A 13,776-nucleotide genomic window follows, 5' to 3' on the forward strand; every position below is an offset into this window, starting at 1 on the left:
CCCGCAGAGTAGCAGGAATCAGGCATGGCACAGACCGATTATTTCGTGCATAGCGACGAGATTCATCCGATAGACATTGTCGAAACGGTTGCCACCCATCACGCATGGGATTTCGACAGGCTGGCCGACGATCAGATCGCCATGGTGGTTGAGGGTCAGTGGCGCAGCTATTCGCTGACGCTGGCATGGTCGCCCCGCGAAGAGGTGCTGCGGCTGATCTGCACATTCGATATGGACCCGCCCGCCGAACGGCTGCCGATGCTTTACGAGACGCTGAATCTGGCCAATGATCAGGTCTGGGATGGTGGCTTCACCTTCTGGGCGCAGCAGCGGTTGATGGTCTGGCGTTATGGGCTGGTGCTGGCGGGCGAGAACGTCGCTTCGGCCGAGCAGATCAACCAGATGATCGGCAACGCGCTGATGGCCTGCGAAAGGTTCTACCCCTCGTTCCAGCTTGTCGGCTGGGGTGATACGGAACCCGCCGCCGCGCTGGACATCGCCCTTGGCGAGGCCTACGGACGGGCATAGGGGGCTCTGCGCCCCCGGCAGGAGAATTGGGGGAGCGGATGACGGATTTCGGCGCGATCAACACGCGCGGTCTGGTACTGGTCGGTTGCGGCCGGATGGGCGGCGCGATGCTGAAGGGCTGGCTGGTGCGGGGGCTGAAGCCCGGCGCGACCACAGTTCTGGATCCGCAACCCGCGAAGGAATGGCAGGGCAAGGGGCTGCGGCTGAACACTCCCCTGCCGAAATCGCCCGCTGTGCTGGTTCTGGCCGTCAAGCCGCAGATGATGGCCGAGGCACTGGGGCATCTGCCGGTGCTGCGGGATACGCTGGTGATCTCGGTCGCGGCGGGCACGACCATTGCCACATTCGAAACGGCTTTCCCCGGCGCGCCGGTGGTGCGGGTGATGCCCAACACGCCAGCGGCCATCGGCAAGGGTATTTCCGCGATGATCGGCAATTCTGCGACGACGGCGCAGCATCTGGATCTGGCTGAGCAATTGATGGCAGCCGTGGGCCGCGTGGTCAGGCTGGACAGCGAGGATCAGATGGATGCCGTGACCGGGCTTTCGGGCAGTGGACCGGCCTATGTCTTTCACATGATCGAGGCGTTGGCGCGGGCGGGCGAGGCGCAGGGCCTGTCGCCCGCGCTGTCGCTGGAACTGGCGCGGGCAACGGTGGCCGGGGCGGGCGCGCTGGCCGTCCATGCCGACGAGGATCCGGCAGTGCTGCGCCAGAACGTCACCTCGCCCGGTGGAACGACGGCGGCGGGGCTGGCGGTGCTGATGGATCCGGCAACCGGCCTTGCGCCGCTGATGGAACGCACGGTGGCGGCGGCGACCGAACGCGGGCGGGAACTGGGAAAGGCTGGCACATGACGATCAGTTTCGACGATTTCCTCAAGGTCGATATCCGCGTCGCCACCATCACCCGCGCCGAACCTTTCCCCGAGGCCCGCAAGCCGGCGATCAGGCTGTGGCTGGATCTGGGCAAGCTGGGGCAACGGAAATCCTCGGCCCAGATTACCCGGCATTATGCGCCGGACGCGCTGGTCGGCAAGCAGGTGCTTTGCGTGGTGAATTTTCCGCCGCGCCAGATTGGCCCCTTCATGTCCGAAGTACTGGTGCTGGGCGTGCCTGACGACGCGGGCGAGGTGGTGCTGATCCGTCCCGATCTGGATGTAGAGAACGGGGTGAGGCTGTATTGATGAAACTGCTTGTGACCCGCCCGATGACCGAAACCGCAACCCGCGCGTTGCAGGCGCGGTTCGACACGGTTTTTCGCGACAATACCCCGCTGACCGAGGCCGGGGCGGCGGCTGCGATGCGCGATTACGACGTCATCGTGCCGACATTGGGGGATGCCTTTTCCGCCGGGGCGTTTCAGGGTGATCCGCGCTGCCGGATGCTGGCGAATTTCGGGGCCGGGTACAATCATATCGACATCGCGGCGGCGCGGGCGGTGGGTGTGGCCGTCAGCAACACGCCCGATGTCGTGACCGATGCAACTGCGGATGTCGCGCTGACGCTGATCCTGATGACACTGCGCCGCGCCTCCGAGGGGGAACGGCTGCTGCGGGCGGGGCGGTGGACCGGCTGGAATCCGACGCAATTGCTGGGGGCGCAGGTTTCGGGGCGGACGGTCGGGATCGTCGGCATGGGCCGGATCGGTCAGGCCATTGCCCGGCGCTGTCATCTGGGCTTCGGGATGACGGTGGTGTTTCATAGCCGCTCGGCCGTGACCGGGCTGGATTTTCCGGCGCGGCAGATGCCCGGACTGGCGCAGATGCTGAAGGCCTGCGATGTGGCCGTGATCGCCGTTCCGGGTGGGGTTGCCACGAGGCACATGATCGGGCGGGCCGAACTGGACAGGCTCGGGCCGCAATCCTTCCTGATCAACATCGCGCGCGGCGACGTTGTGGACGAGGCCGCGCTGACCGACGCACTGCGCGATGGCCGGATCGCGGGGGCGGGACTGGATGTCTATGAGCGGGAACCGCTGGTTCCGCAAACGCTGATCGACGCGCCGAACACCACCCTGCTGCCGCATCTGGGCACCGCCACCGATGAGGTGCGGACAGCAATGGCGCTGCGGGCGCTGGACAACCTGAATGATTTCGTCGCGGGGCTGGCCCCCCGCGATCTGGTGAACTGACGCAGGGCGAACCCGCCCCCGTCCGCCTCAGATCAGCAGAACCTGCGTGCCGACCTTGGCGTAACTGAACAGTTCCTTGATATGTTCGTTATACAGCCCGATACAGCCATTCGACGATTTGCGCCCGATCTTGCGCGTGTCATGGGTGCCATGGATGCGGTAATATTGCCAGGACAGATACAGCGCATGGGTGCCAAGCGGATTGTCCGGCCCGGCGGGCACGAAATCCGGCCATTCGGGGTTGCGTTGCTTCATTTCGGGCGTGGGCGACCAGGTCGGACCCTCGACCTTGCGGATCACCTCGGTCCGGCCCCGGCGGGTCAGATCGTCGCTGACCGGGATCGACGAGGGATAGCAGCGATAGGTGCTGTTATCCTCGGACCAGTAATGCACCGCGCGCGAGGTTATGTCGCAAAGAATCGCGCCGTTGGTCAGGCTGTCGAAATAGGGCTGCCATTCCTGTTCACGGAAGCTGGAGATATTGTGCCGCTGGTTGGCTTGCGGGTCGTATTGCACCATGCCGGCATCCGGCGTCGCCCCGCCCGTCGTGCCATAGACGGGCTGGCCGGTATAGGGGTCGATCTGTTGCGCAAAAGCGGGCAGCGCCAGACCGGCGACCCCCAATGCGGCGGCGGAACCCAGAAAGCCCCGGCGGGTCAGATCACGGGATTTGGTCATTCGTACATGTCCTTTGGTACGCGGCCGCATTCTTCTGGCGACCTGAACTGCTCTGGCTGTTTTTGTTGCCATCGTATATGCGCAGACGGATCGCCGATCAATTCAAACTGCCGTCATAAACCCGATGGTTCCGATCCGTTCAGGTTCACGAATTCTTGCTTTTGAAGGCACTGACGGCATTCGATAGACCTGTGAACAAGACCACGCGAGGGACGCCAAAATATGACAAAATTCAAGGTAATCGCGACGATTTCGCTGATTGCGCTGGCCGCCTGCCAGCCCCGGACCGCACCGCAACTAGGTCCGGACGGCCAGCCGCTGCCCGTTGCCTATACGATTTCGGAAAAAGAGGCCGCCGAAATTCCGGTTCGGGTGTTGCAGCAAATCAACATGCTGCGCGCGAATGTGGGGGCACCGCCCCTGATGCTGAGCCAGCCGCTGGCCGCAGCCGCGCTGGCCCAGTCGCGCGACATGTCGGCGCAGAACCGGGCATGGCACTGGGGATCGGACGGTTCCTCGCCGATGCAGCGGGCAAGCCGTCAGGGCTATTTCGGGCGTCTGGTCGGCGAGAATATCTCGGAAACCTATGAAAACGACATCCAGACCCTGAATGCCTGGATGAACGAGCGTGACACCCGTGACGTGATCATGGATCCGGCGGCGGCCAGTCTGGGCATCGCCTGGTATCAGGAACCCGGCGGCAAGATCTGGTGGACCCTGATGACCGGCACCTGAGCCGGTCATCAAGGGCCTGCCCCGTCAGGCAGGCGGTAAAGGGCCGGAAAGGCGAGGCCCGACGGCGCGGGCTTGCCCCCGGCGTCGGCGCTGCTATGGAACGGATAGCGGCGCGGCGGTCGCGTCAGGACATGCGGGACGACAGATGGTCAAGATCAACGCAAGCTCGGTATTTTCCTTTGCACGGCTCTATCTGCCGGAACCCTCTGACCTGCTGCGTCTTGCGCTGGCCGATGGCAGCGAGGTTCGCTTTGACGGTCCGGCAGGCAGCATGGTGCTTGGCGGCGAATTTCAGCGGTTCAGCACTGATGACAAGATCAGCGCCATCACTTTTCTTGACAGCGAAGGAACGCCCGTTGTCCGCCTGACGGATCCGGGCACGACATATTTGGCGGGCGGGACAAAGATCGACGAGCCGGTCTCCTATGGCGGCTATTTTCCGCCCGTCACTGATCCGGATCCGGTGGTGATCGGTGGCTGGTCGGGCCTGACGGAAAGCAATATCGTCAAGGCATTTACCGGCGCGCGCGATCAGGTTCTGCGCAATCTGCTGGACGAGGATGACAGCGCATGGCTGTCAGGTCAGGCGGATTGCTTTAACGGGTTTGACGGCGCGGATACCGTGTTCGGCAAGGCCGGTCGTGACGTCCTGCGGGGCGGGGCGGATATGGACAAGCTGTTCGGCGGCGCGGGCGCGGACCGCCTGTCGGGCAATCATGGCAATGACCGGCTGGCGGGAAACGGGGGCCGCGACTGGCTGGACGGAGGGCGCGGGTCGGACATTCTGATCGGAGGCAATGGCGACGACGTCTTTGTCTTTACCCCCGGCAGTTCGCGCATCGGGCAGCACCGGGACGTGGTCCGCGATTTCGGCAAGGGGGCCGACCGGATCGACCTTTCGGCGATGCTGGATGACAATGCCCGCTTTATCGGCGGCGACCGGTTTTCCGGTGAAGGGACCGAGATCAGCTATCGCGACGGCGTCCTTTGGGTCGATTCCGATGGCGACGGGCGCGCTGACCTGTCGGTACGGATCGCCCATGCCGCGCCCGTCGAATTGGGCGATCTGATCCTTTAGGGGGCAAAAGCGGGCCGGTTCACCGGCCCTGCGGCAACCGGATTACGGGATGTAATGTCCTCACTGGTCTGGCGACCCTGGTGCGGCATCGGGGTATCGCAAGGGGTCAGGAATCCTTGATCTGGCTGACCTCAAGCTGCGCGGCGCGTTCCTCGACCAGTTGCACGATGTGGTCGATCATCTGTTCATTCGTCATCTTGTGGCTTTGCTTGCCGGCCAGATAGACCATGCCACTGCCCGCGCCGCCACCGGTAAAGCCGATATCGGTCATCAGCGCCTCGCCCGGTCCGTTGACCACGCAACCGATGATCGACAGGCTCATGGGGGTCTTGATATGTTCCAGCCGCTTTTCCAGCGCCTCGACCGTCCGGATCACGTCAAAGCCCTGCCGTGCGCAGGACGGGCAGGAAATGATCTGAACGCCCCGCGTCCGCAGCCCCAGAGATTTCAGAATCTCGAAGCCGACCTTGACCTCTTCGACCGGATCGGCGGAAAGGCTGACCCGGATCGTGTCGCCAATGCCCGCCCATAGCAGATTTCCCAGCCCGATGGCCGATTTCACCGTGCCGCCAACAAATCCGCCCGCCTCGGTGATGCCCAGGTGGATCGGGGCGTCGGTTGCCTCGGCCAGTTGCTGATAGGCGGCGGCGGCAAGAAAGACGTCGCTGGCTTTCACGCTGATCTTGAAGTCGTGAAAATCGTTGTCCTGCAATATCCTGATATGGTCCAGACCGCTTTCGACCATGGCATCGGGGCAGGGTTCGCCGTATTTTTCCAGCAGGTGTTTTTCCAGCGACCCGGCATTCACGCCGATGCGGATCGAACAGCCGTGATCCTTCGCCGCCCGGATCACCTCGCGCACGCGGTCGGGCGATCCGATATTGCCGGGATTGATGCGCAGGCAGGCGGCACCCGCCTCGGCGGCCTCGATCGCGCGTTTATAGTGGAAATGAATATCCGCCACGACCGGCACCGGGCTTTCGCGGCAGATTTCGCGCAGCGCCCGCGTGGTTTCCTGATCGGGGGCCGAGATGCGGACGATGTCAGCACCGGCATCGGCGGCGCGGATCACCTGATCCAGCGTGGCGCGCACGTCGTGGCCGTCGGTATTCGTCATGGTCTGCACGCTGATTGGCGCATCGCCCCCGACAGGGACATTGCCGACCATGATCTGACGGGATTTGCGCCGTTCGATATTGCGCCAGGGACGGATCGGGTTCAGCGACATGCGGGCCTCCGGATTTCGCCTTTCAGATAATCCATCGTCCCCGGCGCGGCAAGGCGGCCTAAGCAGTATTTCCGAAAAGTGGCCACCGGTTTTCGGATAAAAATCCTGCAAAATCAAAGAAGCCTAAGCAGATATTCGTGGGCAAAGCCGCGAATATCTGCTTAGCCGCCCCAGGTCCGTGCCAGCAGGTTGATCCAGTTTTCGCAGGCAATTTTGCGGATCAGGTCGCCGCCAAAGCCGTGATCGGTCATCGCCCCTGTCAGCGCGGGCAGGGCGGCGGCATCGGGCAGATCGCGCGGCATCAGCGCGCCATCGAAATCGGACCCAAGCGCCACGCCATCCTCGCCCAGAATCGTCAGCAGATGATCCAGATGGCGCAGCATGGTGTCCAGACTTTCCAGAGGCAGGCGCTTGCCATCCTCGCGCAGGAAGCTTGAGGCATAGTTCAGCCCGACCAGCCCGCCGCTTTCTGCGATGACCCGCAATTGCCGGTCTGTCAGGTTGCGGGCATTTGGGCAAATGTCATGCACGCAACTGTGGCTGGCGACCAGCGGCGCGTCGGAAAGCGCGGCAATGTCGTCGAACCCGGCCTCGTTCAGATGCGACAGATCCAGCATGATCTTTAGCGCGTTGCATTCGCGAACCAGCGCCTTGCCCGCATCGGTCAGCCCCTCGCCGATATCGGGACCGGCGGGAAAGGCGAAGGGCACACCCTCGGCATAACGGGTCGGACGCGACCAGACCGGCCCAAGCGAGCGCAGCCCCGCCGCGTGCCACAGATGCAGCCCGTCCATGTCGCGGATCGCCTCGGCCCCTTCCATGTGCATGATCGCGGCGACGCGGCCTTCGGCGATGGTTCGCCGCAGTCCCCCCGCGTCGGTGACGATGTCCAGCGTTCCCGTCCGCTCCAGCGATTTCAGCGCGGCGGCCTGCTGAAAGGCATGGGCCAGAGCGGTCTGATAGGGGATTTCCCCGGGCAGGGGCAGATCGAAGGGCGGGTTCTGCATCACCCGGATCGCCTCGGCATCATTGGGGCCGGAAGGCGAGGGCACCCAGATCGCGAAAAACCCGCCAACCATGCCGCCAGCCCGCATGCGCGGCAGGTCCAGATGGCCGGTATCGTCGCCCTGCAACCAGACGCGCGCGCCCCTGTCGCCTGCGGCGACGACACGTTGCAGGAAATCGTTATGGCCATCGAAAACCGGGATCATGGCAGGCTCCTTCATTCGCTTCTGCCAAAGGATGCACCCTGCGGCGCGCGGCGGCAATGGCAAGCGTCACGTCTTGAACAACTGAAAAATCGGTCTAGGCTGAGTGACAGCGACAGCCAGAGAAAGGCCAGCCATGCCCGATATCCGTTCCGATTTCGACGGACAGACCGTCATCTGCACCTTCGAGGTAAACCCCGGCAGCGCCCATGACGTGCTGGAACTGCTGACCGACGCCTGGGAACAGGTCATCCGCCGGCAGGCCGGGTTCGTCTCGGGGGCGATTCACCTGAACGACGCCCAGACCCGGATCGCCACCTATTCGCAATGGCGCGACCGCCGCGACTATCAGGCGATGTTGCGCACCGACGAGATGCGCCGCCGCAACCGCGAAATTCAAGGCATGTGCAAAAGCTTTGAACCCGTGATGTACGAATTGCAATCTGTCTTTCGCGATTGATGCCGCAGGTGCAAATAAGCCCGTGCAATCGTCGGAAGGGGCGGCTAACCTTACGTAAATCTTTGTGAATTAAGGAGCGGCGATGGCGGGCAGGATCATCACGGTTGCCCAGCAGAAGGGCGGATCGGGCAAGACCACGCTGGCGGTGAATCTGGCCGTCAGCCTGCACCAGCGGGGCCATTCGGTCGCGCTGGTCGACACGGATCCGCAGGGCAGCATGGGGCGGTGGTTCATCGAACGGATACAGACCCATGGCGAGGATGAGGCGCTGGATTTTTCCACCTCATCGGCCTGGGGGGCCAGCTACGAATCGGAAAAGCTGAAGAAACGCTTTGATTTCGTGATCATCGACACGCCGCCCAAGATCGACAGCGATCTGCGTCCGGCGTTGCGCGTGGCCGATCTGGTGCTGGTGCCGGTGGCGACCAGTCATGTCGATCTTTGGGCGACCGAGGGGGTGCTGGATCTGGCGCGGCGTGAAAAGGCCCCGGTGCTGGTCGTACTGAACCGCGTGCGCCCCAACACCAGGCTGGCCGCCGAAGTGGCCGACAAGGCCGCCGAACTGGGCGCGACCGTGGCCGAAACCCGGATCGCCAACCGTGTCGCCTATGCCGAGACGCTGGGGCAGGGCCTTGGCGCGGTGGAACATGCCCGCAGCGGCCCCGCGCATACCGAGGTCACGGCGCTGGCCGACGAGGTTCTGTCGGCGATGGGCTGACGCATCCCGCACCGTCCCGCCCGCAACCGTCTACAGCGCACGCGAAATCAGCTCCTTCATGATCTCGGACGTGCCGCCATAGATCCGCTGAACCCGCGCGTCGGCGTAAAGGCGGCAGATCTCGTATTCGCGCATGAAGCCATAGCCGCCATGCAACTGCACGCAGGCATCGACCACGCGCCCCTGCATTTCCGAACACCACAGCTTCGCCATTGAGGCCTCATAGGTGGACAGCCCGCCCGCGACATGGCGCGAGATGCACTGATCGACAAAGGCCCAGCCGACGGTCAGTTCCGTCTTCAGTTCCGCCAGCCGGTGGCCAGTGGTCTGAAATTCGGCTACCGCGCGGCCAAAGGCTTGTCTTTCGCGCACATAATCGAGGGTGATGTCATATGCCTTCTGCGCGGCGGAAATCGAGGTCACGCCAATGATCAGCCGTTCCTGCGGCAACTCGCTCATCAGCATGGCCATCGCCTGCCCTTCCGCGCCAAGCGTGTTGGCCACTGGCACGCGGACCGCATCGAAGAACAGTTCCGACGTGTCGGCGCTGATCTGCCCCAGCTTGTCCAGATTGCGCCCCCGGCGAAAGCCCTCGCGCGCGGATTCGATCACCACCAGCGACATGGCCCGGCTGCCGCGTCCCTCGCCGGTGCGGACCACCGCAATCACAATATCCGCATGCTGCCCGTTCGAGATAAAGGTCTTGGCCCCGTCGATCACCCAGTCATCGCCGTCGCGCCGCGCCCTGGTGCGCACGCCCTGCAAATCCGATCCCGTTCCCGGCTCGGTCATGGCGATGGCGCAGACAAGCGACCCGTCCGCCATGCCCGGCAGCCAGCGTTTTTTTTGTTCGGGCGTGCCATGTTTCAGCAGATAACCAAGGCAGACATCCGAATGGACCGACAGATCTGCGGCCGGTCCCATGAAACCGCTATAGGCCAGTTCCTCGGCCACCACCGTATGCATGCGGAAATCTGCGCCAAGGCCGCCATATTCCTCGGGCACCGTCGGGCAGAGGATGCCCGCCTCGCCCATGCTTGCCCACAGCGCGCGATCCACCATTCCGGCGGCCTCCCATGCGTCGAAATGCGGGGCGATCCGGTCGGCGGCAAAGCGGCGCAAACTGTCGCGCAGATGCGCGTGTTCGTCGTCATAAATGGCACGGTTGACTAGCATGTGATCTCCTTCGGGGCAGGCGGGGCGGCAGGCCCCGCTTCGCTGGATTATCATACGCTAGTTTACTTAATTCACAACGCCGAAATACGCGGTTCGGCGGTTTTGCCGACCAGCCCTTCCGCGCGCGGGGCACCGTCCTCGTCGTTGGTCAGCGCAATCAGGTTCTGCTTCATGGCGAACAGCGTCCGCGAGGTCAGTTCCAGATCCTCGCGCGGAATGCCTTGAAGGATGCGACCGTTAAATTCCTCGCTGATGCGCCCAATGTCGTCGATCAGGCCGCTGGCCTTTTCGGTCAGGAACACCCGCTTGACGCGACGGTCCGTCTTGTCGGGGTGACGTTCCACGAAACCGGCATTCTCAAGCCTGTCGATCAGCGACCCCAGCGCGACCTTGCCGACATCCAGCTCATTGGCAAGTTGTGTCTGCTGCAAGCCGTTATTGCGCGAAATAAAGGCCAGAACCCACCATTGCGAGCGGGTGATGCCAAGCGGCGACAATTCCCGGTCGAACCCGACCCGGCGCAGGCGGGACACATCATGTATCAGGTACCCAAGCCGCAGATCCCACGATCTTGTATCGTTCATTCTTGTCTCCAGAGTTTCTGCAACGCAGAATACAGTAGCAATTCAGTTTATCAGCTATCGTACTGTCATAGCAATGCAGTATATGCTTTCGTTCAATACGCTGACAATATGTGTGCGCAAAAACCGGCCCGCCCTTATGCCCGGAATGCGTGGGCAACCGGTCCTTGTCGCTTTACAGATATGGTTATAATGCATACCATACGCTAATATTATTATTTTTGTTCCGATGCAGGAGGTTCAGATGCGGAAAACCAACAAGGTCATCGTCAGCTGCGCGATCACCGGTTCGATCCACACGCCGACCATGTCGCCCCATCTGCCGGTCACGCCCGAATCCATCGGCACCGAGGCAGTCGCCGCAGCCAGGGCAGGCGCGGCGATCCTGCATCTGCATGCGCGCAAACCCGAGGACGGCTCGCCCAGTCAGGATCCGGCGCATTTCCGCATGTTCCTGCCGCAGATCAGGCAGGAATGCGATGCGGTGGTGAACATCACGACGGGCGGCGGGCTGGGGATGACGCTGGATCAGCGGCTTGCGGCGGCGCTGTGGGCCCGGCCCGAGATCGCGTCGATGAACATGGGGTCACTGAATTTCAACATCTCGGGCGCGGCGGACAGGATCGACCAGTTCCGGCATCCGTGGGAAAAGCCCTATCTTGAAATGACGAAGGATTTCATCCTGTCGAACACCTTTGCCCAGATCGAACGCGGCATGACCGAATTGTCGGCCAATGGCACCAGATTCGAGTTCGAATGTTACGAGATCGGGCATCTTTACAATCTTGCGCATTTCGCCGACCGGGGGCTGGTCAAACCGCCCTTCTTCATTCAGGGCGTGTTCGGCATTCTGGGTGGTCTGCCCGCCGATCCCGCGCATCTGGCGCATATGCGTGACACGGCGCAACGGCTGTTTGGCGGCGATTTCCTGTTCTCGTGTCTGGGGGCCGGGCGGCGTCAGATGCCCTTTGCCACGATGAACGCGCTGAATGGCGGGCATGTGCGCGTCGGGCTGGAGGATTCGATCTATATCGCCAAGGGAGAGCTGGCCGCCTCGAATGCCGATCAGGTGAGAAAGATCATCCGCATTCTGAACGAATTGTCGATCGAAACCGCCACACCAGACGAGGCGCGCGCGATGCTGGCGCTGAAGGGCGCGGACAAGGTCGCGTTCTGAGTTCTGGGCGGTCCGGGTCCGGGGCCGGGTGACTTGCGGTCGGCTGAACGGCACAATATGTTATGGTATAACGTATTATGGAGCCCCAAATGCCTGCAAGTGATCCGCCCCTGCCCGACGCCCTGCTGACCAGCCCCGCCATTGTTCCGCTGCCATATGCCGGGGGGCAGGCGGTCACGGTGATCGAGGGCCGCTTGGCCGGGGCGCTGGACCAGATCCGCGCGCCCGGCTGCGCGGCGGCGATCTGGCAGCGCGACACCGCCCCGCAGGTCCAGTCCTGGATTGACGCCTTGCCCGCCGGAAAACTGCCGACCCTGCGCGGCGCGATTGATGCCGGGGATGCCGGGCAGGTTGTCGATCAGGCCTGCGCGAGGGCCGGTCTGCCCATGGGCGCGGTGCGCGAATTTCTGGTGCGGGATACCGGCCTGCTGGCCTCGCATTTCGCCCGGATCATGCAAAATCGCTCGTTGCATCTGCGGCTGGACGTCGTCAGCGGAAATGCCTGCCGCAAGTTCCATCAGGATTATGTCCCGGCGCGTCTGTTATGCACCTATCGCGGGCAGGGGACAGAATACGGCCTTGCCGAGGGCGGGATTGATGGCGTTCCGTTGCAGGTCCGGCGCATGCAGACCGGCTGGGCCGCTTTGTTCCGGGGACGCCTGTGGCCCGGCTCTGAAGAATGCGGCCTTGTGCACCGTTCGCCTCCGATCGAGGGCAGCGGCGAAACCCGCCTGCTGCTGGTCATCGACCTTGCCGAGACAGATTGATGGCCGGGTACGATCTGCGCGGGAATCTTCGCAGCACGCTGAGGCAGCGGCGGCGCAAGGGCTGCCCGATGACCGCTTATGACCGGCTGCCTCCGGAATTGCGGCAATGGCTGGCGCAGGCGGCGTTGCCATGGTCGGCGCAATCGGTCCTGCGGTTGTGGCGCAAAGCGTTGCGCGCCAGCGGGGGCGACACCGCCGGGGCGCAGCGTCAGCTTGGCCGGATCGAACAGAATCGCCTGCGAGAGGATGCCCGCCGGATCTGGGGCGAAGCCTATCCGCTGCCCGACCGGGCGGCCTGGTCCCGCGCGTCTATCTGTCGCTGCGCAGATCGCGGCTGACATCTTCAAGCCAGCCGCGCGCCGAGTTGATATTGGCCAGCGCCATATCGACCTTTTGCGCCGGGCTGCGCCGACCACCATCCAGCCGCCTGGGTGCCTCGGCCACGCGCTGCTGCACGGCCCTGGACGGGCGCGGCGTGACTGAAAGCAATGTCTCTTGGATGCGCCGGGTCTCATCCATCGGGGCGACGCCAAGTTCTTCGCGCAGGATCTGTTCGCAGGCGGCGTATTGGCGCAGCGCAAGCGGGCGGTTTCCGGCGTGATAATGGCAGCGCATCACCGCGCGATGCACATGTTCCAGCAGCGGATCCAGCGCCAGCAGGGCGCGCCCGTGGCGCAGCCCCGCCGCCCAGTCCTGCCGCGCCATGGCCACGTTCAACAGAAATTCCAGCGCGTCGGAATGATCGGCCCGCAACGATTCGCGCCAGAGCAGGCACCAGTCGGAATAGACCGCCTCCAGCAGATCACCGCGATAGCAATCGACCGCATCCTCGACGATCCGCAATTGCGTGGCATCGACGGTGGCGGGATCGGTCGAAGACACCACTTCGGTCGCGCGGCTCATGGCATCGACATCGATCCGGTGATCGGGCTGGCGGACATAGCCGACCTGGTTCTGGCGGCGGATCAAGGCCGCGCCCACATCTACCCCGATGGCCTTCAGCGCCGCCGCGATGCGCCACAATTCGGTGTTCAGTGCCTTTCGCCCGCGAGGTTCGGGCAGATGCGCCCAGAATTGTTCGGCCAGACGCGCGCGATGAAAGGTCCGGCCCGCCTCCAGCACAAGAAAGGCGAAAAGCTCGGTGCTGCGTCTGGTATACAGATCGGCCACGCGCCCGGCATGGCCAGTTACCGAGAACTGGCCCAACAGAACAATCGTAATCATCGCTCCCCCATCGGGTAAACCCGATCAACTTTTACGAATTTTTGCAGTTTGTTTTGGGGAATAATGCCCATCTGAACCGATTCTTTCA

Annotated in this window: 17 protein-coding genes; 11 read left to right on the forward strand and 6 right to left on the reverse strand. The window is 63.3% G+C overall.

The genetic code is table 11. From position 1 onward, the window contains the following. The first annotated feature begins 24 nt into the window (after positions 1-24). Genes ACK5L9_RS07760 through ACK5L9_RS07775 form a run of 4 tightly spaced genes read left to right on the forward strand, consistent with a single transcriptional unit; the run spans position 25 to position 2,658 of the window. The gene (locus ACK5L9_RS07760; RefSeq protein ID WP_416910897.1) at positions 25-528 is read left to right on the forward strand and encodes a YbjN domain-containing protein; all 504 of its coding nucleotides are present in this window, start codon (positions 25-27) and stop codon (positions 526-528) included. A gap of 38 nt (positions 529-566) precedes the next feature. After that, positions 567-1,382 (forward strand): pyrroline-5-carboxylate reductase, encoded by an 816-nt coding sequence (proC, locus tag ACK5L9_RS07765; protein WP_416910898.1) that lies wholly within the window; start codon positions 567-569, stop codon positions 1,380-1,382. Then, a complete protein-coding gene (locus tag ACK5L9_RS07770) occupies positions 1,379-1,711 on the forward strand; it encodes a tRNA-binding protein (RefSeq protein WP_416910899.1) in 333 nt (110 codons plus the stop codon). The genes proC and ACK5L9_RS07770 overlap by 4 nt, the downstream gene beginning before the upstream one ends. Further along, on the forward strand, positions 1,711-2,658 hold the full coding sequence (locus tag ACK5L9_RS07775) for a 2-hydroxyacid dehydrogenase (protein ID WP_416910900.1): 948 nt from the start codon (positions 1,711-1,713) through the stop codon (positions 2,656-2,658). Before ACK5L9_RS07770 ends, ACK5L9_RS07775 begins: the two co-directional genes overlap by 1 nt. 27 nt (positions 2,659-2,685) lie before the next feature. Here ACK5L9_RS07775 and ACK5L9_RS07780 read toward each other — a convergent pair whose 3' ends face one another. Continuing rightward, positions 2,686-3,336, reverse strand: coding sequence for a L,D-transpeptidase (locus ACK5L9_RS07780; protein ID WP_416910901.1), 651 nt, complete (start codon positions 3,334-3,336; stop codon positions 2,686-2,688). Between the two features lie 222 nt (positions 3,337-3,558). Between ACK5L9_RS07780 and ACK5L9_RS07785 the strand changes: the two genes are divergently transcribed. Both ACK5L9_RS07785 and ACK5L9_RS07790 read left to right on the forward strand, forming a co-directional pair. Continuing rightward, positions 3,559-4,071 (forward strand): CAP domain-containing protein, encoded by a 513-nt coding sequence (locus ACK5L9_RS07785; RefSeq protein ID WP_416910902.1) that lies wholly within the window; start codon positions 3,559-3,561, stop codon positions 4,069-4,071. A 145-nt stretch (positions 4,072-4,216) separates the two neighbouring features. Further along, positions 4,217-5,149, forward strand: a complete 933-nt coding sequence (locus ACK5L9_RS07790; RefSeq protein ID WP_416910903.1) for a calcium-binding protein — start codon at positions 4,217-4,219, stop codon at positions 5,147-5,149. A 106-nt stretch (positions 5,150-5,255) separates the two neighbouring features. Here the strand turns inward: ACK5L9_RS07790 and ispG are convergent, their stop codons facing one another. After that, positions 5,256-6,377 carry a flavodoxin-dependent (E)-4-hydroxy-3-methylbut-2-enyl-diphosphate synthase gene (gene ispG / locus ACK5L9_RS07795; RefSeq protein ID WP_416910904.1) on the reverse strand — a complete coding sequence of 374 codons (1,122 nt, stop codon included), beginning with the start codon at positions 6,375-6,377 and terminating at the stop codon, positions 5,256-5,258. Between the two features lie 161 nt (positions 6,378-6,538). Continuing rightward, positions 6,539-7,588, reverse strand: coding sequence for a dipeptidase (locus ACK5L9_RS07800; protein WP_416910905.1), 1,050 nt, complete (start codon positions 7,586-7,588; stop codon positions 6,539-6,541). Between the two features lie 133 nt (positions 7,589-7,721). On the opposite strand from ACK5L9_RS07800, the gene ACK5L9_RS07805 reads away from it, so the two are divergent. Both ACK5L9_RS07805 and parA read left to right on the forward strand, forming a co-directional pair. Beyond that, positions 7,722-8,045, forward strand: coding sequence for a putative quinol monooxygenase (locus ACK5L9_RS07805; protein ID WP_416910906.1), 324 nt, complete (start codon positions 7,722-7,724; stop codon positions 8,043-8,045). An 82-nt stretch (positions 8,046-8,127) separates the two neighbouring features. After that, the gene (parA, locus tag ACK5L9_RS07810) at positions 8,128-8,763 is read left to right on the forward strand and encodes a ParA family partition ATPase (protein ID WP_416910907.1); all 636 of its coding nucleotides are present in this window, start codon (positions 8,128-8,130) and stop codon (positions 8,761-8,763) included. A 30-nt stretch (positions 8,764-8,793) separates the two neighbouring features. Here parA and ACK5L9_RS07815 read toward each other — a convergent pair whose 3' ends face one another. Next, a complete protein-coding gene (locus ACK5L9_RS07815) occupies positions 8,794-9,939 on the reverse strand; it encodes an acyl-CoA dehydrogenase family protein (protein ID WP_416910908.1) in 1,146 nt (381 codons plus the stop codon). A gap of 71 nt (positions 9,940-10,010) precedes the next feature. Beyond that, complete coding sequence (locus ACK5L9_RS07820) at positions 10,011-10,523, reverse strand: MarR family winged helix-turn-helix transcriptional regulator (RefSeq protein ID WP_416910909.1); 513 nt, start codon at positions 10,521-10,523, stop codon at positions 10,011-10,013. A 241-nt stretch (positions 10,524-10,764) separates the two neighbouring features. Here ACK5L9_RS07820 and ACK5L9_RS07825 point away from each other — a divergent pair, with 241 nt between their 5' ends. From ACK5L9_RS07825 to ACK5L9_RS07835, 3 genes are all read left to right on the forward strand, one after another. Beyond that, on the forward strand, positions 10,765-11,697 hold the full coding sequence (locus ACK5L9_RS07825) for a 3-keto-5-aminohexanoate cleavage protein (protein WP_416910910.1): 933 nt from the start codon (positions 10,765-10,767) through the stop codon (positions 11,695-11,697). A gap of 89 nt (positions 11,698-11,786) precedes the next feature. Next, on the forward strand, positions 11,787-12,464 hold the full coding sequence (locus ACK5L9_RS07830; RefSeq protein WP_416910911.1) for a DUF1826 domain-containing protein: 678 nt from the start codon (positions 11,787-11,789) through the stop codon (positions 12,462-12,464). Beyond that, positions 12,464-12,802, forward strand: coding sequence for a DUF6525 family protein (locus tag ACK5L9_RS07835; RefSeq protein WP_416910912.1), 339 nt, complete (start codon positions 12,464-12,466; stop codon positions 12,800-12,802). The genes ACK5L9_RS07830 and ACK5L9_RS07835 overlap by 1 nt, the downstream gene beginning before the upstream one ends. On the opposite strand, the gene ACK5L9_RS07840 is transcribed toward ACK5L9_RS07835, so the two are convergent. After that, positions 12,774-13,688: an AfsR/SARP family transcriptional regulator gene (locus ACK5L9_RS07840; RefSeq protein ID WP_416910913.1), complete on the reverse strand. Its 915-nt coding sequence runs from the start codon at positions 13,686-13,688 to the stop codon at positions 12,774-12,776. The genes ACK5L9_RS07835 and ACK5L9_RS07840 overlap by 29 nt on opposite strands. Between the last annotated feature and the right edge of the window lie 88 nt (positions 13,689-13,776).

It is taken from the genome of Paracoccus sp. (in: a-proteobacteria) (assembly GCF_047973135.1).
In the GTDB taxonomy this organism is placed as follows: domain Bacteria; phylum Pseudomonadota; class Alphaproteobacteria; order Rhodobacterales; family Rhodobacteraceae; genus Paracoccus.

Excerpts from the sequence above, each read along its gene's own strand:
- ACK5L9_RS07760 (WP_416910897.1), top strand. The coding sequence starts at position 25 with ATGGCACAGACCGATTATTTCGTGCATAGCGACGAGATTCATCCGATA.
- proC (WP_416910898.1), top strand. The coding sequence starts at position 567 with ATGACGGATTTCGGCGCGATCAACACGCGCGGTCTGGTACTGGTCGGT.
- ACK5L9_RS07770 (WP_416910899.1), top strand. The coding sequence starts at position 1,379 with ATGACGATCAGTTTCGACGATTTCCTCAAGGTCGATATCCGCGTCGCC.
- ACK5L9_RS07775 (WP_416910900.1), top strand. The coding sequence starts at position 1,711 with ATGAAACTGCTTGTGACCCGCCCGATGACCGAAACCGCAACCCGCGCG.
- ACK5L9_RS07780 (WP_416910901.1), bottom strand. The coding sequence starts at position 3,336 with ATGACCAAATCCCGTGATCTGACCCGCCGGGGCTTTCTGGGTTCCGCC.
- ACK5L9_RS07785 (WP_416910902.1), top strand. The coding sequence starts at position 3,559 with ATGACAAAATTCAAGGTAATCGCGACGATTTCGCTGATTGCGCTGGCC.
- ACK5L9_RS07790 (WP_416910903.1), top strand. The coding sequence starts at position 4,217 with ATGGTCAAGATCAACGCAAGCTCGGTATTTTCCTTTGCACGGCTCTAT.
- ispG (WP_416910904.1), bottom strand. The coding sequence starts at position 6,377 with ATGTCGCTGAACCCGATCCGTCCCTGGCGCAATATCGAACGGCGCAAA.
- ACK5L9_RS07800 (WP_416910905.1), bottom strand. The coding sequence starts at position 7,588 with ATGATCCCGGTTTTCGATGGCCATAACGATTTCCTGCAACGTGTCGTC.
- ACK5L9_RS07805 (WP_416910906.1), top strand. The coding sequence starts at position 7,722 with ATGCCCGATATCCGTTCCGATTTCGACGGACAGACCGTCATCTGCACC.
- parA (WP_416910907.1), top strand. The coding sequence starts at position 8,128 with ATGGCGGGCAGGATCATCACGGTTGCCCAGCAGAAGGGCGGATCGGGC.
- ACK5L9_RS07815 (WP_416910908.1), bottom strand. The coding sequence starts at position 9,939 with ATGCTAGTCAACCGTGCCATTTATGACGACGAACACGCGCATCTGCGC.
- ACK5L9_RS07820 (WP_416910909.1), bottom strand. The coding sequence starts at position 10,523 with ATGAACGATACAAGATCGTGGGATCTGCGGCTTGGGTACCTGATACAT.
- ACK5L9_RS07825 (WP_416910910.1), top strand. The coding sequence starts at position 10,765 with ATGCGGAAAACCAACAAGGTCATCGTCAGCTGCGCGATCACCGGTTCG.
- ACK5L9_RS07830 (WP_416910911.1), top strand. The coding sequence starts at position 11,787 with ATGCCTGCAAGTGATCCGCCCCTGCCCGACGCCCTGCTGACCAGCCCC.
- ACK5L9_RS07835 (WP_416910912.1), top strand. The coding sequence starts at position 12,464 with ATGGCCGGGTACGATCTGCGCGGGAATCTTCGCAGCACGCTGAGGCAG.
- ACK5L9_RS07840 (WP_416910913.1), bottom strand. The coding sequence starts at position 13,688 with ATGATTACGATTGTTCTGTTGGGCCAGTTCTCGGTAACTGGCCATGCC.